Origin of the sequence: Pseudoalteromonas sp. BSi20439, assembly GCF_000241165.1 — a bacterium.
Taxonomy (GTDB): domain Bacteria; phylum Pseudomonadota; class Gammaproteobacteria; order Enterobacterales; family Alteromonadaceae; genus Pseudoalteromonas.
In genome coordinates, this window is sequence record NZ_BADW01000002.1 from 1 (window position 1) to 15,196 (window position 15,196).

General features: G+C 38.9%; 18 protein-coding genes. 10 read left to right on the top strand and 8 right to left on the bottom strand.

The window, feature by feature from the left end; all coding sequences use genetic code 11:
* A partial coding sequence (locus P20439_RS00185; RefSeq protein WP_036932562.1) for a substrate-binding domain-containing protein occupies nucleotides 1-518 on the bottom strand: 518 nt, incomplete at its 3' end.
* 134 nt (nucleotides 519-652) lie between these two features.
* Here P20439_RS00185 and P20439_RS00190 point away from each other — a divergent pair.
* Together P20439_RS00190 and P20439_RS00195 are read left to right on the top strand one after the other, a co-directional pair.
* Nucleotides 653-1,042 (top strand): cytochrome b562, encoded by a 390-nt coding sequence (locus P20439_RS00190; RefSeq protein ID WP_008463840.1) that lies wholly within the window; start codon nucleotides 653-655, stop codon nucleotides 1,040-1,042.
* A gap of 9 nt (nucleotides 1,043-1,051) precedes the next feature.
* Complete coding sequence (locus P20439_RS00195) at nucleotides 1,052-1,438, top strand: OsmC family protein (RefSeq protein WP_008463841.1); 387 nt, start codon at nucleotides 1,052-1,054, stop codon at nucleotides 1,436-1,438.
* A gap of 57 nt (nucleotides 1,439-1,495) precedes the next feature.
* On the opposite strand, the gene ykgO is transcribed toward P20439_RS00195, so the two are convergent.
* Together ykgO and P20439_RS00205 are read right to left on the bottom strand one after the other, a co-directional pair.
* Complete coding sequence (ykgO, locus tag P20439_RS00200; RefSeq protein ID WP_008463843.1) at nucleotides 1,496-1,630, bottom strand: type B 50S ribosomal protein L36; 135 nt, start codon at nucleotides 1,628-1,630, stop codon at nucleotides 1,496-1,498.
* Nucleotides 1,627-1,893, bottom strand: a complete 267-nt coding sequence (locus tag P20439_RS00205) for a type B 50S ribosomal protein L31 (protein ID WP_008463845.1) — start codon at nucleotides 1,891-1,893, stop codon at nucleotides 1,627-1,629. The genes ykgO and P20439_RS00205 overlap by 4 nt, the downstream gene beginning before the upstream one ends.
* A gap of 233 nt (nucleotides 1,894-2,126) precedes the next feature.
* Between P20439_RS00205 and P20439_RS00210 the strand changes: the two genes are divergently transcribed.
* The 3 genes from P20439_RS00210 to P20439_RS00220 all read left to right on the top strand — a co-directional run bounded on the left by P20439_RS00210 (nucleotide 2,127) and on the right by P20439_RS00220 (nucleotide 4,394).
* The gene (locus tag P20439_RS00210; RefSeq protein ID WP_008463846.1) at nucleotides 2,127-2,396 is read left to right on the top strand and encodes a hypothetical protein; all 270 of its coding nucleotides are present in this window, start codon (nucleotides 2,127-2,129) and stop codon (nucleotides 2,394-2,396) included.
* 277 nt (nucleotides 2,397-2,673) lie between these two features.
* Nucleotides 2,674-3,480, top strand: a complete 807-nt coding sequence (locus P20439_RS00215; protein WP_008463848.1) for an alpha/beta fold hydrolase — start codon at nucleotides 2,674-2,676, stop codon at nucleotides 3,478-3,480.
* A gap of 5 nt (nucleotides 3,481-3,485) precedes the next feature.
* A complete protein-coding gene (locus P20439_RS00220; protein WP_008463850.1) occupies nucleotides 3,486-4,394 on the top strand; it encodes a GGDEF domain-containing protein in 909 nt (302 codons plus the stop codon).
* Nucleotides 4,395-4,736: 342 nt separating this feature from the next.
* Here the strand turns inward: P20439_RS00220 and P20439_RS00225 are convergent, their stop codons facing one another.
* Together P20439_RS00225 and P20439_RS00230 are read right to left on the bottom strand one after the other, a co-directional pair.
* Nucleotides 4,737-5,777, bottom strand: coding sequence for a metal-dependent hydrolase (locus P20439_RS00225; RefSeq protein WP_008463851.1), 1,041 nt, complete (start codon nucleotides 5,775-5,777; stop codon nucleotides 4,737-4,739).
* Nucleotides 5,778-5,890: 113 nt separating this feature from the next.
* Nucleotides 5,891-6,778, bottom strand: coding sequence for a LysR family transcriptional regulator (locus P20439_RS00230; protein WP_036932568.1), 888 nt, complete (start codon nucleotides 6,776-6,778; stop codon nucleotides 5,891-5,893).
* Between the two features lie 115 nt (nucleotides 6,779-6,893).
* On the opposite strand from P20439_RS00230, the gene P20439_RS00235 reads away from it, so the two are divergent.
* The 3 genes from P20439_RS00235 to P20439_RS00245 all read left to right on the top strand — a co-directional run bounded on the left by P20439_RS00235 (nucleotide 6,894) and on the right by P20439_RS00245 (nucleotide 9,385).
* Nucleotides 6,894-8,066 carry an MFS transporter gene (locus P20439_RS00235; protein ID WP_171043281.1) on the top strand — a complete coding sequence of 391 codons (1,173 nt, stop codon included), beginning with the start codon at nucleotides 6,894-6,896 and terminating at the stop codon, nucleotides 8,064-8,066.
* Between the two features lie 149 nt (nucleotides 8,067-8,215).
* A complete protein-coding gene (gene dkgB / locus P20439_RS00240; RefSeq protein WP_008463856.1) occupies nucleotides 8,216-9,031 on the top strand; it encodes a 2,5-didehydrogluconate reductase DkgB in 816 nt (271 codons plus the stop codon).
* Nucleotides 9,032-9,097: 66 nt separating this feature from the next.
* Nucleotides 9,098-9,385, top strand: coding sequence for a putative quinol monooxygenase (locus P20439_RS00245; RefSeq protein WP_008463858.1), 288 nt, complete (start codon nucleotides 9,098-9,100; stop codon nucleotides 9,383-9,385).
* Between the two features lie 37 nt (nucleotides 9,386-9,422).
* On the opposite strand, the gene P20439_RS00250 is transcribed toward P20439_RS00245, so the two are convergent.
* Entirely contained in the window at nucleotides 9,423-10,076 is a 654-nt protein-coding gene (locus P20439_RS00250; protein ID WP_008463860.1) for a DUF6058 family natural product biosynthesis protein, read from the bottom strand.
* 172 nt (nucleotides 10,077-10,248) lie between these two features.
* Between P20439_RS00250 and dapA the strand changes: the two genes are divergently transcribed.
* Nucleotides 10,249-11,166 carry a 4-hydroxy-tetrahydrodipicolinate synthase gene (dapA, locus tag P20439_RS00255; protein ID WP_008463862.1) on the top strand — a complete coding sequence of 306 codons (918 nt, stop codon included), beginning with the start codon at nucleotides 10,249-10,251 and terminating at the stop codon, nucleotides 11,164-11,166.
* A gap of 72 nt (nucleotides 11,167-11,238) precedes the next feature.
* Here the strand turns inward: dapA and P20439_RS00260 are convergent, their stop codons facing one another.
* On the bottom strand, nucleotides 11,239-13,056 hold the full coding sequence (locus P20439_RS00260) for a DUF4105 domain-containing protein (protein ID WP_008463864.1): 1,818 nt from the start codon (nucleotides 13,054-13,056) through the stop codon (nucleotides 11,239-11,241).
* A 38-nt stretch (nucleotides 13,057-13,094) separates the two neighbouring features.
* Nucleotides 13,095-13,562, bottom strand: a complete 468-nt coding sequence (locus P20439_RS00265) for a DUF3015 family protein (RefSeq protein ID WP_008115277.1) — start codon at nucleotides 13,560-13,562, stop codon at nucleotides 13,095-13,097.
* Nucleotides 13,563-13,879: 317 nt separating this feature from the next.
* On the opposite strand from P20439_RS00265, the gene P20439_RS00270 reads away from it, so the two are divergent.
* Nucleotides 13,880-15,181, top strand: coding sequence for a DEAD/DEAH box helicase (locus tag P20439_RS00270; protein WP_008114027.1), 1,302 nt, complete (start codon nucleotides 13,880-13,882; stop codon nucleotides 15,179-15,181).
* Nucleotides 15,182-15,196 lie beyond the last annotated feature (15 nt).

Genomic DNA, 15,196 nt, shown 5'->3' on the forward strand with positions numbered 1-15,196 from the left:
AGTGTATGTGCTTGTGTTGTTGTTTTTTTAGAAAACGTATTATAAAGCTCTTGCATTAATAATTTGCCTGCAACGCGATTATTTGGAGTAATACTACCGACTATATTAGTGCCATTATTGCGTAACTTATCAACTGACGCAGGCGAGGGGCGATTTAATAAAAAGTAAATAGGGACATTTTTACTGTCTATTTTAGAGAGATATTTACTGGTAACATTTTTTTCGTTTACGAGGATCAGGTAATCGGGTTTGTCATTTATAGCCTGCTGGATCAGCTCTTTCATTAAAATATGATTTCGGTTGGCGTATTTTATCGTTAATGTCACATCTAAATCAGTGGCTGCATTTTGCATGATTTTAGAAACATCAAACCAAAAATTTCCGGTGTTGTTATTTTTTGAATCAACAGAGTCGGAAAAACCAGGATTAATAAATCTGATCTCTAGAGCATGAGCATTATAACTAACTAATAGTAGGCTGGTAATAGTTAGTAGGCGGTATAATTTAAACAAGGACATACATTTCTCTATAAACTTTTTAAAGCTCAATTTTATCCTTGCTAAAGTGCTCCTTGGTGACATCTAGGCGTTATGCTATATAATAACCCACTAAGTTTAGCATGTATGCAGCAATTATTTTTTAGGATGTATTAATGAAAGCAGTTTTGTTGTTAATGGTATTAATATTTAGCCAAACAGTTGCCGCTAATGAAATGAGCGACTTAGAAAAGACCATGAAAAACATTGGGCTTGCTTATAAACAAAGTGTTGAAGCAACCCAGTTAGCAGAATTTAATGGCGCTATCGATGAGTTTATTGAATTGATAGAGCAAAGTAAGCAAGCCAAATTTTATAAAGAAGCCGAAAAGTCGGTGCAGGGACTAGATAAGGTGCTTACTCAAGCCCAGTTAGCCAAAAAAGCAGCGAACGAGCAGGGGCTTGAGGCGGCAAAAAAACCACTTAAAGCAATTGATAATTTACGCAAAAAATATCACAAATTACATGAGCCTCCAGGCTTTTTTGAATTATTGTTTGGAAAATAAGGATTAGTAATGGAAATTTCGGTTTCAATGTTAGACGGTCAAAAATTAAGTGCTAAGTTTGGTGAGCATGAAGTTATAAGCGATCAAAGCATAAACGCCGGTGGTGATGCTGAGCATCCAGAACCGTTTGACTATTTTTTAGTAAGCATGGTGTTGTGTGCTGGTTTTTATGCGCGTAAATTTTGTCAGCAAAGAGAGATCTCGACTGAAGGGATGACACTGACACAAAATAACGAAAATGTAGATGAAAACGGTAAGAAGCTTTTTTCAATCGAAATTGGCTTGCCAGAAGGTTTCCCAGCTAAATATAAAAAAGCACTGATTGCTGCGGTGAATACATGTACCGTGAAAAAGGTTATTCAAGCAGTGCCTGAGTTTTCTGTTGTAGTTAAATAAACAGTTAAACAGACTTTAATAATGCCGAGTATAAACTCGGCATTATTATCTATCCCACTATTTTTTCTTCATACCCTGCACGGCTTTAAATCTAGGGTTGTTTTTACATATCACGAACACTCGCCCTTTGCGCTTTACAATTTGACAATCTGGTCGTTGTTTTGCACTTTTTAATGAACTTAATACTTTCATTTGCTTTCCTTTTTAGCTGTAGAGAGGTTTTTAAAGCGACGATTAAACTGCGCAACGCGGCCATCAGTAGCGAGCGTTTTTTGTTTGCCGGTATAAAATGGATGTGAGTCACTTGAGACATCAATAGGAACATAAGGGTATGTTTTACCCTCAATTTCTATGGTGCGATTGGTTTTAATGGTTGAACCAATAATAAAGTAAGAATCAGCTGCAGTATCATGAAAAGCAACCACATGGTAATCAGGGTGAATATTGGGCTTCATAAAATACCTTTAATGTTATGTGATAGTATATCATTTAATTTAACGTATTTATTTTCCCTTTGCAAATCATTTTAAATAGCCTTAAACGCAGCGTAATTGCTGCGTATTTGCACAAACAAGTCAAAAAATAAGCACTTAGATCAAAAGTACTGGCTATTAGTATTTAGGCTGCTATAACTAGACTCATCGAACAAAAATAATAAAAATTTAATAACGTTAATAGAGGTAGTTTTATGAGTGACGCTCAGGCACAACAAGACCAAATCGACCAAGGAGTCATGGACACTCTCAGAGAGCGTGACCACAGTATATTGGCTAAGCAAGTTGACCCACTCGCATGTTCTCATAACGATATCATTGAATTACTTGCTCATTATTTAGCATTAAGCGAACAAGAAGATGATGAATTATTTGACGATTGGTTTGACTCACTTTCAAAAGAACAACACACCGTACTAAAAGTATTTGAAGTGTATCGTGGGCAGTACGAGCACCAAAACTAATCCATTGGGTTGCAATAGCCATTTTATTTAAGCTGATGCAGGCTGCCAAGGATGTAATTTAATGTTAACAAAAGTGTGTTTTTTTATCCCTAAGCAAAATAAATAATCACACTTTTTAATACAATAGTATGTACTTTTTCTCTTGATGATTTTTCATCTAACTAATTGATGTATAAAGCTTTGCAATGAGTTAAACTTATTTATATAAACAGTAGTCCTCACTATGTTTAATAAATGTACTACTTTTATTGGGTGAACAAAGAAAAGGATCATTCTAATGCCGCACTTAAATGAAATACGCAAAAGAAACAACGTCAAAATAATTGGCAAGGGTGATAAAACCTTGGTTTTGGCTCACGGATTTGGTTGTGACCAAAATATGTGGCGGTTTGTTACTCCAGCGCTTGAGCAACATTTTACTTTAGTGCTGTTTGATTATGTAGGCTCTGGTAAGTCTGATATTTCTCAATACAACAAAAAGCGTTATTCAACCCTTGATGGCTATGCCAAAGATGTACTTGAGATATGTGGAGCACTAGAACTTAGCGATGTGACTTTTATAGGTCACTCTGTTAGCGCAACAATTGGGGCACTTGCCGCCATTGAGAAGCCAGAGTTATTTGCTCAGCTTGTTATGATTTGTCCTTCACCGTGCTTTTTAAATTTACCCCCTGATTATTTTGGCGGGTTTGAAAAACAAGACTTGCACGAACTACTTAACCTAATGGATAAAAATTACATTGGCTGGGCCAATTACTTAGCACCTTTAGTTATGGGTAGTTCTCATCCTGATGAATTTATAGCCGAGTTATCGGGGAGCTTTTGTTCAACCGATCCACTGATTGCAAAAACCTTTGCAGAAGCCACTTTTTTATCTGATTATCGCGCTACGCTTAAACATATAAAACAGCCATCATTAGTTTTACAAAGTGAGCATGATGCTTTAGCGGCGCCATCTGTAGGCGAATTTGTCGCAAATGAAATTCCTAACGCGACGCTCCAAGTTATAAGCGCACATGGTCATTGTATTCATATGACTCACCCAGAAACAGTCGGCCGTTCGATTATTGACTTTGTGAGTTAGCCTTAATGCCACTGCATCAATTAGATGATAATAGAGTTACAGATTACTCTGCTGATTACTTTTTAAGTGGCGCATTGGTTACCAATGCGGATAACGTAATTGTTTATGTAAATACTTATTTTAAAAAGGAACTACACTGGCATTGCAATGAACTTATTGGCAAGTATATTGACAAAATCCTAACTAAATCTTCAAAAATATTTTTACAAAGTTATGTGCTTCCTACCTTAATACACGAAAAAAAATGCCAAGAAATGCAGTTAATTATGCTCAGTGCTCAGGGGGAGCGAATGGCGGTTACCGTTAATGCTCAGCTTGACGAAAAGGGGTTTATATACTGGAGCTTTTTTAATGCTACGCAGCGAGATAAACTCTACGATGAGTTGATAAAAACACGGGAAAAGCTAGAAGCACAAACTGAGCGCTTGCAATCTTTAGCGTCTACCGATGAGCTAACATCGCTATTAAACAGGCGTGAAATGGATTACCGCAGTGTTTTATTACTCGAACAAGCAAAAAGAACACACCGCTCAGTTGCACTATTAGTGATTGATATTGACGATTTTAAACAGATCAACGATACCTATGGTCATTTAGAGGGAGACAGGGTGCTAAAAGAACTAGGCCAATGTCTTAAAAAAATAAGCAGACAAACTGATTTAGTTGCACGCTATGGTGGGGAAGAGTTTTTAATTATGCTGCCCGACACCCATAGAGCAGATACCTTAATATTTTGCCAAAGACTACACCAACTAATTGCTGAAATTAAAGTGGGCAGTGAAGGGCTAACAGTCAGTGTAGGTGCATGTATGAGTGATAGTAACAGCACGTTTACTGAGCTGTTTAAGCATGCTGATAACGCTGTTTATCAGGCTAAGGCAAACGGCAAAAACACCACTTACATGCATTCTTAATTCATGTTACTAGGGTCTGTTGATCTTTGCGGATTAAAATTTGTTCAAACTAGGGGCGGTTTAATCGCGACGCGAGGTTTGTAACCTAGTGGGCTAAGTAAAAACCGAGCAACAAAGAGTAAATTGCCCCTAGGCAGAACCCTTCGGGCTGCCCCTGTTTGGCATTGATGCTGCGTTATCGCTTATTTATGGGGAATAACCACACTACATAGGCTCTGCCTTGCCTAAATACCAAACAGACTGCTGCAAATATAACCTTGAAAGGTCAACAGACCCTATTCGAGTGATTAAGCAACAATGTTGTTTGGCTCTTTTTACAAGCAGTGCTTGCTTAACCCTTAATTATGGCAACGAGCAGTTATTTTTAGCCAATGGAGATGCCAGCGAGACTTCGGGTTGCCATATTCGATGCCAAATATTACTGGCATTGCTAAAACTAGGACGCTGAGAGAGTCGCTCAAAGCTACCCACTTTAATACCCGAGTCAGCTTGCTCACCCACCACAAAGTTAAATACGTATTGGCATTCCATACCCATTCTTAAATCTGACAAAATCACGTTATCGGTTTGCTGGCGAATAGAATAAAACCCTTTTGTAAACCATTGTAGTCTTTGTATGCCCCATTGGTTGTCAATAGGCTTAATTAAAGACGGTGTTGTATTGTAGGCATTTAAGGTTACATCACTGGGCGAGTCAAACACGGAGGCATAACCCTCGTAGTAGTGACCGTCAGACATCACTACTACACGCCAAAGTAAAGTAGTGAGCGGGGCAGGCGTACTAATATAGCCGGTTGCGTCAATATCGCGATTGTTCAGTGCTGTTTTTACCTTGTCGTCAATATTGAGTTTAAACACAAAGGCAAGGCATAAATACGCTGTGCTTAGGCTAAGTGTAATTGCATTGATTTTATAGGCTTTACTTGTGCTTATTTTAGGTAATAAAGTAAAAGCTAAACCAATTAATAACGGTAAGGTGTAAAGGGGGTCAATAATAAACATGCTGGATACCGCAAAAGGGTATTCACTTAAGGGCCACATTAGCTGAGTACCATAAACGGTGAGTGAATCTAATAAAGCATGTGTTGATAAGCACAAAAAAACTAACCAAAACCAACGAGCTTTATAAGTCTGCATGCCTGTGTGTATTTTTAATATTAGCCATACAATTAGCGGGCTTATTAATAAATGCACAAATAAAGAATGGCTAAAACCGCGATGATAGGTAAATGCCTCTACACTGCCGCCATAGGGTAAAAATACATCTAGATCGGGTAAAGTGCCTAAAATAGCGCCCCACGCAACGGCTTTTCTACCTACTTTATTGCCTAGTACCGCGTAGCCTACGGCACTGCCTAATGCAACTTGTGTTAAAGAATCCATACTACCTCATCCAAATAATGCAACTGCAGTGTTTATACTCAGCTTAATCTTAAAACCGTCAATAATGTAAATTATTTCATTAAGTTGCTCTTTAAACTCAATTTAAAAGCGATTTATAAACTTAGTCGCGGTTGTATAAAATCTAAAAATGCAACGATACGGGAAGAAACCGCCCCATTTTTGTAATAAACGCCATAAATAGATTCTCGATTATTTGGGCTACTTACGCTGTGAGGTAAAACTTCTATTAATCGTTTTTTGGCTAAATCTTCTGCAATCATAAATTGTGAGAGAAGTGCTATGCCTTGATCAGCAATACATAAATGCCTAATGGTTTCGCCGCTGTTAGCCCTTAAATCAAAGTGCAGTGATTGCTGATGCTTCAAGGGCCATTGATTAAGAGTATTGGGCTCACTGAAGCCAATTAGGTTATGGTTTTTAAGATCTGAAACTTGCTGTAACGGTGGCGCATTTTTTAAATAATCAGCGCTTGCGACCAATTTTAATTTACTTTGGCCTAATTTTCGCGCGTGCAGGTTTGAATCTTTTAAGTCTCCAATGCGAATAGCTAAATCTGTTTTGCGCTCAAGTAAATCAATAATATTGTCGTGTGAGGTAATATCGAGCGTGATTTGCGGGTATTGCTTTTTAAATTCATTAACTAGTGGCGCTAGTTGATGTAAAACAAAAGGGCTTGCTGCATCTATACGCAAGTGCCCGCTAGGTGCTTGCTTAAGTAGCTTTATTGTTTCTTCCCCTAAGAGCAGCGTGTTTAAAGCCTTTCGCGCATATTCTATATATATATGCCCTTCCTCGGTCAGTTCTAAGCGCCGAGTTGTTCTGTTTAGTAATGTGCAGTTTAGCCTGCTTTCGAGGCGAGATAGCGCTCTTGAAACCTTAGCTACATTTAAATCGAGTAAACTAGCCGCACCGGAAAAACTGCCACAATCAACAATGGTAATAAACATTTCTAGATCTTCAGTTTTAGCTTGAACAGGCATAAATTCACTCATTTATATTTGCAAAATAAACAAAAGTATTTTGCCATTTATGCTATTTATTGCAAAGGAGTTTTTACTCACACTATGCATCTATTTTAAAAATGAGGATGTATTTATGCCATTGGCTTTATGGGCGCTTACCTTAAGCGCATTTGCAATTGGAACAACCGAGTTTGTTATAGTGGGTTTAGTGCCAACTATTGCAAACGATTTAGGCGTGAGCTTACCATCAGCAGGCTTACTAGTGAGCTTATATGCAGTTGGTGTAGCTATTGGCGCACCGGTACTCACTGCATTAACGGGTCGCTGGAACCGAAAAGTGGTACTTATAAGTCTTATGGGCTTATTTGTTATGGGTAATTTATTAGCTTGGCAAGCGCCGAGTTACGAAACACTAATACTGGCGCGCATACTAACAGGATTAGCTCATGGTGTATTTTTCTCTATTGGCTCAATGATAGCAACAAGCTTGGTAAGTAAAGACAAAGAGGCGAGCGCTATTGCAATTATGTTTACCGGCCTTACGGTAGCGCTTGTAACGGGTGTGCCATTAGGAACATGGATTGGCCAGCACTTTGGCTGGCGTGCAACGTTTTTAGTGGTTTCGGCATTAGGTTTAATTGCGCTAATTGGCAGCGCTATTTTAGTACCAAAAAACTTAAAGCAGTCTATTCCGGCGACGTTTAAAGAGCAGCTACAGGTTATTGTTAAGCCGCGCTTATTGCTCGTTTATTTAATGACTATATTAGGCTACGGCGGTACGTTCACCGCGTTTACTTATTTAGCGCCTATATTAGAGCAGCAAACTGGCTTTGCACCATCCGTTATTGGTTTAATAATGCTGGTTTATGGTGTGTCGGTGGCTGTTGGTAATATATGGGGCGGAAAATTAGCCGACAAGCGAGGCCCAATTAGTGCACTGAGTATTATATTTAGCGCGTTAACAATTATTTTATTGGCTTTCACCTTTACTATGGAATCAAAAGTAGCCGCAGTGCTGACTATTTTAATATGGGGGGCATTTGCATTTGGTAATGTACCAGGATTGCAGCTTTATGTAGTAAAACAGGCAAAAAAGCACACTCCTAATGCGGTAGATGTAGCATCGGGCTTAAACATCGCGGCGTTTAATATTGGAATAGCCTTAGGCTCTGTTACAGGGGGGCTTGTAGTCGAGCATATGGAACTAAAAGATACCGCATGGATTGGGGCCGTTGTTTCATTGCTGGCTTTAATAGTTACTCGATACAGTGGCAGGCTAGATAAACATAATGTTCAGGCTAAATAAAGCCGAACTCATATAGGTTAGTCTTGAAATAAAAATTAATGACCTCAGTATTCACATGAGGTCAAAATTTTAAATCAAAAAAAGTAATAGGTGTATTTAGTAAACGCGTCGTTTGAATTTTAAACCTATTATTAAACAAGGATAAAGCTATGACACAACGTGTAATTGAAATGCCAGATTTAGGTATGGGTACTTTTCGTTTAGAAGGTAAAACAGCTTATGAATCTGTAAAAATGGCGTTAGAAGTTGGATTTCGCCACATTGATACCGCGCAAATATATGGCAATGAAGAGCAAGTTGGCCAAGCAATTAAAGACAGCAATATTCCTCGTGAAGAATTATTTATAACCACCAAAGTATGGAATAACAAGCTCAACAAAGCTGACTTTGTTGACAGTGTTAAATCATCTTTAGAGAAGTTACAGCTTGATTATGTCGACCTATTGTTAATTCACTGGCCAGCGCCCGCAAATAATGAACCCATGAGTGAATATTTAACCGAGCTACTGTTAACTAAAAAGCTGGGGTTAACTAAACATATTGGTGTATCTAACTTCACCATTGCCAACTTAAATGAGGCAATGCAAACCTTAGATCCTCGCGAAATATTCACTAATCAAATTGAGGTACATCCATATTTAACCAACACTAAACTGCGCGCTTTTTGCGATCAACATAAAATTCATGTTACCGGCTATATGCCATTTGTTGTGGGTAAGGTATTAACAGATCAAACCATTATTGATATTGCTAACAAGCATGATGCAACGCCAGCGCAAGTGGTTATTGCATGGGAAAATGCGAACGGCATGACCACAATTCCATCATCGACTAAGCGTAAAAACTTAGAGGATAACTTTAACGACAAAGTTAAACTTGATGATGAAGATATAGCGCGAATTAATGGCCTTGATTGCAACGACCGCCAAGCATCGCCAGACTTTGCACCACAGTGGGATCAATAACCAAAAAGCCAAAACCAAAACAGGTGCAGTAAAGCTGCACCTTTATTTTTTAAACAAGGAACACCCATGTTAACGGTAATTGCTACACTATCGAGTGAAAATAGGGATGCAGAGCGTCTATTAACCGAGCTCGAAAACTTACAACAGTCCTCTCGCCAAGAAGTAGGCTGCCTGCGTTACGAGCTATCAGTTAAAAACGATTCTGAGCAAACCACCTATTTAGTGAGTGAGCAATGGGCGTCTACTGAGCATTTCGAAGCCCATAAAAACGCACCACACTTTAAAGCCTTTGGTGATGCAGTCGGTACATTTATTACCTCTACTAATATTGATGTGTATAAAACCATTGGTTAACAGCACAAAGCTAATAGCCAAGTAGGAGCTGTAACCTTTATTTAATCGATAAATCGTATTTTAAAATAAGGGCATCAATATAACGGCTACGTAATGTAAGTTGCTTTTCGTGATCGGCGCCATGGCTAAGGGCTTTATTTAAAAGCTTCATGGCGGGGTGAATGCGGGTGCGCTCATCTTTATCTAAACTGGCTTTGCTGCGCAGCTCGGTTATATCGTCTACTAATAATCTGCCAATATCCACAGCAACAATTTCATCAATTAAGCCATTTTGGGTAAGCACCCCATATTTGCTGCATAAAAACTGTTGCCACACTTGCTGTAAATGTTCTTCTATTTCACAGCCAAACAGTTCCTCGTTAAATATAAAGCCTTGTTGTGCAAGCTTAGCCAAGCATTGGGTATAGTGCTGAGCAAACAGATTAAACGCCTGATTAGATGACTCAATTTTTTGCTTTATAACTCCCTGTCCCCAGTTTACGCAGCCTCGGGGATAATAATCGTCGTATTCTTCACACTCATATAAGCCTGAGTAAGAGCTGCAACTCATCTGGTTTTTAATGCAATAACTTGGCTTAGGAAAAATGCTTTGAGCTTGCCAATCTTCAAGAGTTTCAGTGTCTATGTTGAGTGCTTGGCATAACTCATCAGTGTGATAAAAGTGAGTGCTTAAATAGTCAGATAAACGCATAGTGGCTCGCTTAATAGTAAAAAACAAAATACTGTTTATTTATACAGTTGTTTATTTTGTATCATCAAACCCAATAACACAAGCCATTTTATAATTAAATACTGGCTATCACTGCAAATAGCGCGGTAAATATGGTACAAATAGGCCAAGTATTAATAACAATGATTTTTTTATGCGCACCCTAGAACAAATTAAACAAGCAAGCCTTATTACTGCAATTAAAACACCTTACTTAGCCAATGGTGAGATCGATCTTGCAAAGTATGATGAACTCGTTGAAATACAAATTGCAGCGGGTGTTGACGGCATAGTTGTTGGTGGCACCACCGGTGAAGGCCAGTTAATGAACTGGGAAGAGCACTTAATGCTAATTGCGCACAGTGCCAATAAATTTGGTGATAAATTACTGATTGTAGGCAACACCGGAAGTAATAATACGCGCGAAGCAATTAAAGCAACTAAATATGGTTTTGCCAGCGGCATGCATGCCTCATTGCAAATTAACCCTTACTACGGGCGCACATCAATTGCCGGTGTTAAAGAACACTTTAAACGTGTGCTTGATATTGGTCCGGCGTTTATTTACAACGTAGCAGGGCGCACAGGTCAAGACCTCACCCCTGATATTATTGAACCACTAGCACAGCATGAGCACTTTATTGGTGTTAAAGAATGTGGTGGCAATGAGCGTATAGTGCACTATGAACAACAAGGTATTGCGTGTTGGTCTGGGAATGATGACGAAGCACACGATGCACGCCATATCCATAAAGCACATGGTGTTATTTCAGTTACGTCTAACCTGATCCCAGGGTTGTTCCGTCAATTAATGGATAGTAAAAATGATGCGCTTAATAACTCATTACAACCATTAATGAACTGGCTGTTTTGCGAGCCAAACCCAATTGCCATTAATACTGCGATGATCATGACAGGTGCGGTTAACCCCGTTTTTAGAATGCCTTACGTACCGCTTAACGATGAGCAACAGCAACAAGGTGAAACGCTAATTAATCAGCTTAATGAGCAAGACTTTGTCGGTAGTCGAGCGCAGTGCGTGGATATTAGTAAGGTTTTGATTTTATCTTAAACTGTTAGGCTATTTATTAACTACTAAATTTTCAAAGCAGCCTATTGTAAACACAGAGGCTGCTTTTTTATATCACTGCCAATAGTAGTTGAGTTTAAGCTGCCAAATAGCTGAATTAGCGTGAGTGACCGCCAATCTAATATCAATATCTGGGCTAATAGGCACTGCCAGTTCTAGTTTGGTTTGCGCTGGGTTTTTAGCATTTAAGAATGACTTTTCATAGGATGCTCTGAGTTTAATACCTGAGTCAGTACCGGTAATAATCCCCATCTCTACCGACGAATCATAAAAGTGGCTATTTTTAGCTAAATCACCCAAGTAACCATTAACTAAGCTATAGGCTAAGGTGTTGTTGCTAAATTGCCAAGCTTGTCCGGCTCCCCCCATAACAAAGCCGCGTTTACAGGTTCTGCACAGTGCTGGTTGCCTATCGAATCCCACATTGATTTTCCACGACCACTTAGATTCATTAGCCCAAGACAATTGGTTTGGATTGAATGACTCTAAATCTAATAAATGAATTTTGTTTATGTAAGTTTCGCCATTTGTAAACATCAGCTCGGTATCTAACATTTCTAAATTAGAAAATGGAATGCGAGCAATATCAGAGGCAAGGGTATCAAAATAGCTCAGCCTAAAACCCATAGTGTACTGTGTTTTCTCAGCCGTGTGCATCGCAGAAATTGAGCTGTTAGAGGGCTTTTGACCTTTATGTGGTGGCTGCTGGATAAATTGAAATTTAACTTTGTTTTCGCCCATTGGTAGCTTTAAGCGCGCTTTAATAAGTGCATTTTTTAACTCACTTATTTTTACAGGGGTTTGCTTTTGAATTTGTTTCACTTGTACAAGTTCAAATAAAGTGCCAATAATGGCTTTTTGAGACTGCACTGGCAAAGCTAAAAAAGATTTGCTTTTAAGTACTGCTGATTCAGCAAAGATTTGTTTAGCAAAGCTGAGCTCTTTTTCACTTAAAGATTGAACGTGCTTGGTAAATACAGTGTCGCGCGAGGGGGTAAATGTGATCTTTTTAACCGCCGATTGGCCTTGGTAAGTGGCCGTGTTTAATCTTGAAAAAATAGTGGCTGGTATTACCCAAGGAGCGCCTTCGCTGGTTAGTTGATCGCCAATAACAAGTTCAATAATTTGCGCAAGATGAAATGCACAGTTTTCATCGGCAAAGTAATAATCAAATTCAGTGCCTAAAATTTCCCATAAGTGATTAGCAATAAAAACCACATCGCGCTCGTTTAGATTGAGGGTATATTCCCATAAATCTCTTAATTCTATTTCACCATAGTTGTGCTGGTGGCGATAAAACAATTGATCTGAAAAACCGGCTTTATAACCACCAAACAAGCCCTTGAGAATATACACCAAGCCGTTTTCATTATCTGGAACGTGTGCGCCATAGTTAATACTGTAATCTAATAATTTGTTTTTTGATTCGGTCGAGCGATTAAGTTTAAGTAATAAATGACCATATAACGATGCGGGATTACTCATATAACCAGATGCAAATACTAAACTAACAGAGTGAATTGCTTGTTGCTCTCGCCATTGCTTTAATTTTGGGCACTCTGCAGCTGGCATTGAAAAGGTTAAACCTTGCTCTTTGAGCCATTGGTAACGAGCAGGGTAGCGACATGGCATTGAGGGCAGGTTATTAAAAGCATGGATTGTTGCTTTTAATTCGGCAGCCGGATCAGTACGTCCGTTATCTGCAATAAAAAATGATGCGTTAGTAATATAACTGATGGTAGCTGGTTGGTTTTTGTAATGCCCTAATTTCAACCATATTGGGTGTTTGGCTAAAACAGAGATAGATTGCGTGGCAGAGCTTGAGAAAGAGATGAATAAAAAAGCACTAATTAAATAAAATAGAGGTTTCATTGTTTAACCAAAAAAAGGGCTGTTAAGCCCTTTAATTATTAGATTGCAGCGCATTGAGATGAAAAGTTAGTTGTAATTTTACCTTCAACTAATTCATAAAATGCTTGTGCATTGTCTATTGGCGCGTTTGCGTAATCGTTACGTACCGAAGTGATAATTTGTTGATGTGCAGTTACATCACAACCACGTACGTTAAGCATTGCAGCGATATACTCGCCTTCACCCTGTGCTATTTCTTGTTCTAATACAGGAAAAGTTTGTTGAATAAACTGCGCTGTTTTTACGTTAGCGCCTTCACAACTTTCTACTGAAGAGATGTTAGAAGACACTGCAGTTGTGCCTAAATCCCAAATAATATTAGAAATTGCTGCAGCAACGCCATTATCTGGGAAAACCATCGCGCCAATACCACATTGTTGCCATGGGTTGATGCCACTTTTTGCTTGTGACGGCATTGAAACAAACGCGCTTACTAATACCGCAGCAGTTAAACATCTTTTTATCATTATTAATTTCCTTTAATTTATATTCACCCAACAAAATGGGCGAGAAAGTGTACCTGCTTTTTTTATTTAAATGCAAATGGTTATGTAACACAATGTAAAACAACGGTGTAAAGTTTATAAAATCGCAATAAAGAAGTGAATAAGCGAGGATTAATATTGCGAGTTAAAATCATTTAGCTAACTCAAACAGCGTCTAATAATAGCTAATTACCCCGCATTTTATAAATTAGTGGTTTCTGGTGTTTAAAACTAACTGTTTAAGCGATTTTACTGTATAATTTGCGACCCTTGATAATGTGGCCGCAGGTTATACAGCAATGAATTTTAAATCTTTTAGTTTTGCCCCTGAACTTATTCAGGCGTTAGACGAACTTAATTACCACACCCTTACGCCCATTCAGCGCGCAGCTATTCCGGCTGTTCGTAAAGGTAAAGACGTTTTAGCGAGTGCTCAAACCGGCACAGGTAAAACCGCTGCCTTTGCACTCCCTATTATCCAAAAGTTATTTGAGTCAGATAGCAGTACTACGAATGCGCCAAGCGCCTTAGTCCTTGCACCTACGCGTGAGCTTGCAGAGCAAATAGCTAATAACTTTAAAGACTTTGCTAAGTACACTTCGCTAAAAGTAGTGAGTTTATTTGGTGGTGTTAATACCGCAGGACAAGAAATTGCACTCAAAGAAGGTGTGGATATTGTAGTAGCAACACCAGGGCGTTTACTTGATCATATTCGTTTAGGTAACTTAAGCCTTGCCCAAGTAAAACACTTAGTACTTGATGAAGCTGACCGTATGCTCGATATGGGCTTTATTAATGACATGCAAAGCGTGATAAAAAGCTGTGCTGATGAGCGTCAAATCTTATTGTTTTCAGCAACTTTCCCAGCAGCAATTAAACAATTTGCCTCTAAAGTGCTAAAGCAACCTGAAATTGTGCGTGTTGATCAAACTAACAGCACCGCAAGCACAGTACAACACGTGGTTTACCCGGTAGAAGAGCGCCGTAAGCAAGAGTTACTTTCTGAGCTAATTGGTAAGAAAAACTGGCAGCAAGTGCTGGTGTTTGTAAACATGAAAGAAACCGCAGATGAGCTAGTCACTGAGCTTAACCTAGACGGTATCCCAGCGGCAGTGTGTCATGGTGATAAATCGCAGGGTAACCGTCGTCGTGCGTTACGTGAATTCAAAGAAGGCAAAGTACGCGTTTTAGTTGCAACAGAAGTTGCAGCACGTGGTATTGATATTGACGGTTTACCGCGCGTTATTAATATTGATTTACCTTGGCTTGCTGAAGATTACGTACACCGTATTGGCCGTACAGGTCGTGCTGGTAACCAAGGACAAGCAATTTCGTTTGTTAGCCGCGAAGAAGAAAACATGTTGTTTGAAATTGAAACCTTAATTGGTCAAAAAATTAAACGTGTTTACTTAGAAGGTTACGAAGTAAGTAATCGTGAAGTACTGATTGATAAAATTGGTAAAAAGCCAGCGCATTTACGCCGCACCCGTGCTAATAAGCCATCAGGCCAAGCTACCGGTGAAGCGAGAGCGAAGAACCGTTCGCGTATTTCTAATGTACGTAAAAGCTTAAAAGGCGAAAAGCTATCACTTAAAAAGTAAGATAGCTAAGCCATT

Excerpts from the sequence above, each read along its gene's own strand:
- P20439_RS00215 (WP_008463848.1), top strand. The coding sequence starts at position 2,674 with ATGCCGCACTTAAATGAAATACGCAAAAGAAACAACGTCAAAATAATT.
- P20439_RS00250 (WP_008463860.1), bottom strand. The coding sequence starts at position 10,076 with ATGCGTTTATCTGACTATTTAAGCACTCACTTTTATCACACTGATGAG.
- P20439_RS00230 (WP_036932568.1), bottom strand. The coding sequence starts at position 6,778 with ATGCCTGTTCAAGCTAAAACTGAAGATCTAGAAATGTTTATTACCATT.
- P20439_RS00245 (WP_008463858.1), top strand. The coding sequence starts at position 9,098 with ATGTTAACGGTAATTGCTACACTATCGAGTGAAAATAGGGATGCAGAG.
- P20439_RS00265 (WP_008115277.1), bottom strand. The coding sequence starts at position 13,562 with ATGATAAAAAGATGTTTAACTGCTGCGGTATTAGTAAGCGCGTTTGTT.
- P20439_RS00220 (WP_008463850.1), top strand. The coding sequence starts at position 3,486 with ATGCCACTGCATCAATTAGATGATAATAGAGTTACAGATTACTCTGCT.
- P20439_RS00270 (WP_008114027.1), top strand. The coding sequence starts at position 13,880 with ATGAATTTTAAATCTTTTAGTTTTGCCCCTGAACTTATTCAGGCGTTA.
- dapA (WP_008463862.1), top strand. The coding sequence starts at position 10,249 with ATGCGCACCCTAGAACAAATTAAACAAGCAAGCCTTATTACTGCAATT.
- dkgB (WP_008463856.1), top strand. The coding sequence starts at position 8,216 with ATGACACAACGTGTAATTGAAATGCCAGATTTAGGTATGGGTACTTTT.
- P20439_RS00205 (WP_008463845.1), bottom strand. The coding sequence starts at position 1,893 with ATGAAGCCCAATATTCACCCTGATTACCATGTGGTTGCTTTTCATGAT.
- P20439_RS00195 (WP_008463841.1), top strand. The coding sequence starts at position 1,052 with ATGGAAATTTCGGTTTCAATGTTAGACGGTCAAAAATTAAGTGCTAAG.
- P20439_RS00225 (WP_008463851.1), bottom strand. The coding sequence starts at position 5,777 with ATGGATTCTTTAACACAAGTTGCATTAGGCAGTGCCGTAGGCTACGCG.
- P20439_RS00190 (WP_008463840.1), top strand. The coding sequence starts at position 653 with ATGAAAGCAGTTTTGTTGTTAATGGTATTAATATTTAGCCAAACAGTT.
- ykgO (WP_008463843.1), bottom strand. The coding sequence starts at position 1,630 with ATGAAAGTATTAAGTTCATTAAAAAGTGCAAAACAACGACCAGATTGT.
- P20439_RS00235 (WP_171043281.1), top strand. The coding sequence starts at position 6,894 with ATGCCATTGGCTTTATGGGCGCTTACCTTAAGCGCATTTGCAATTGGA.
- P20439_RS00210 (WP_008463846.1), top strand. The coding sequence starts at position 2,127 with ATGAGTGACGCTCAGGCACAACAAGACCAAATCGACCAAGGAGTCATG.
- P20439_RS00260 (WP_008463864.1), bottom strand. The coding sequence starts at position 13,056 with ATGAAACCTCTATTTTATTTAATTAGTGCTTTTTTATTCATCTCTTTC.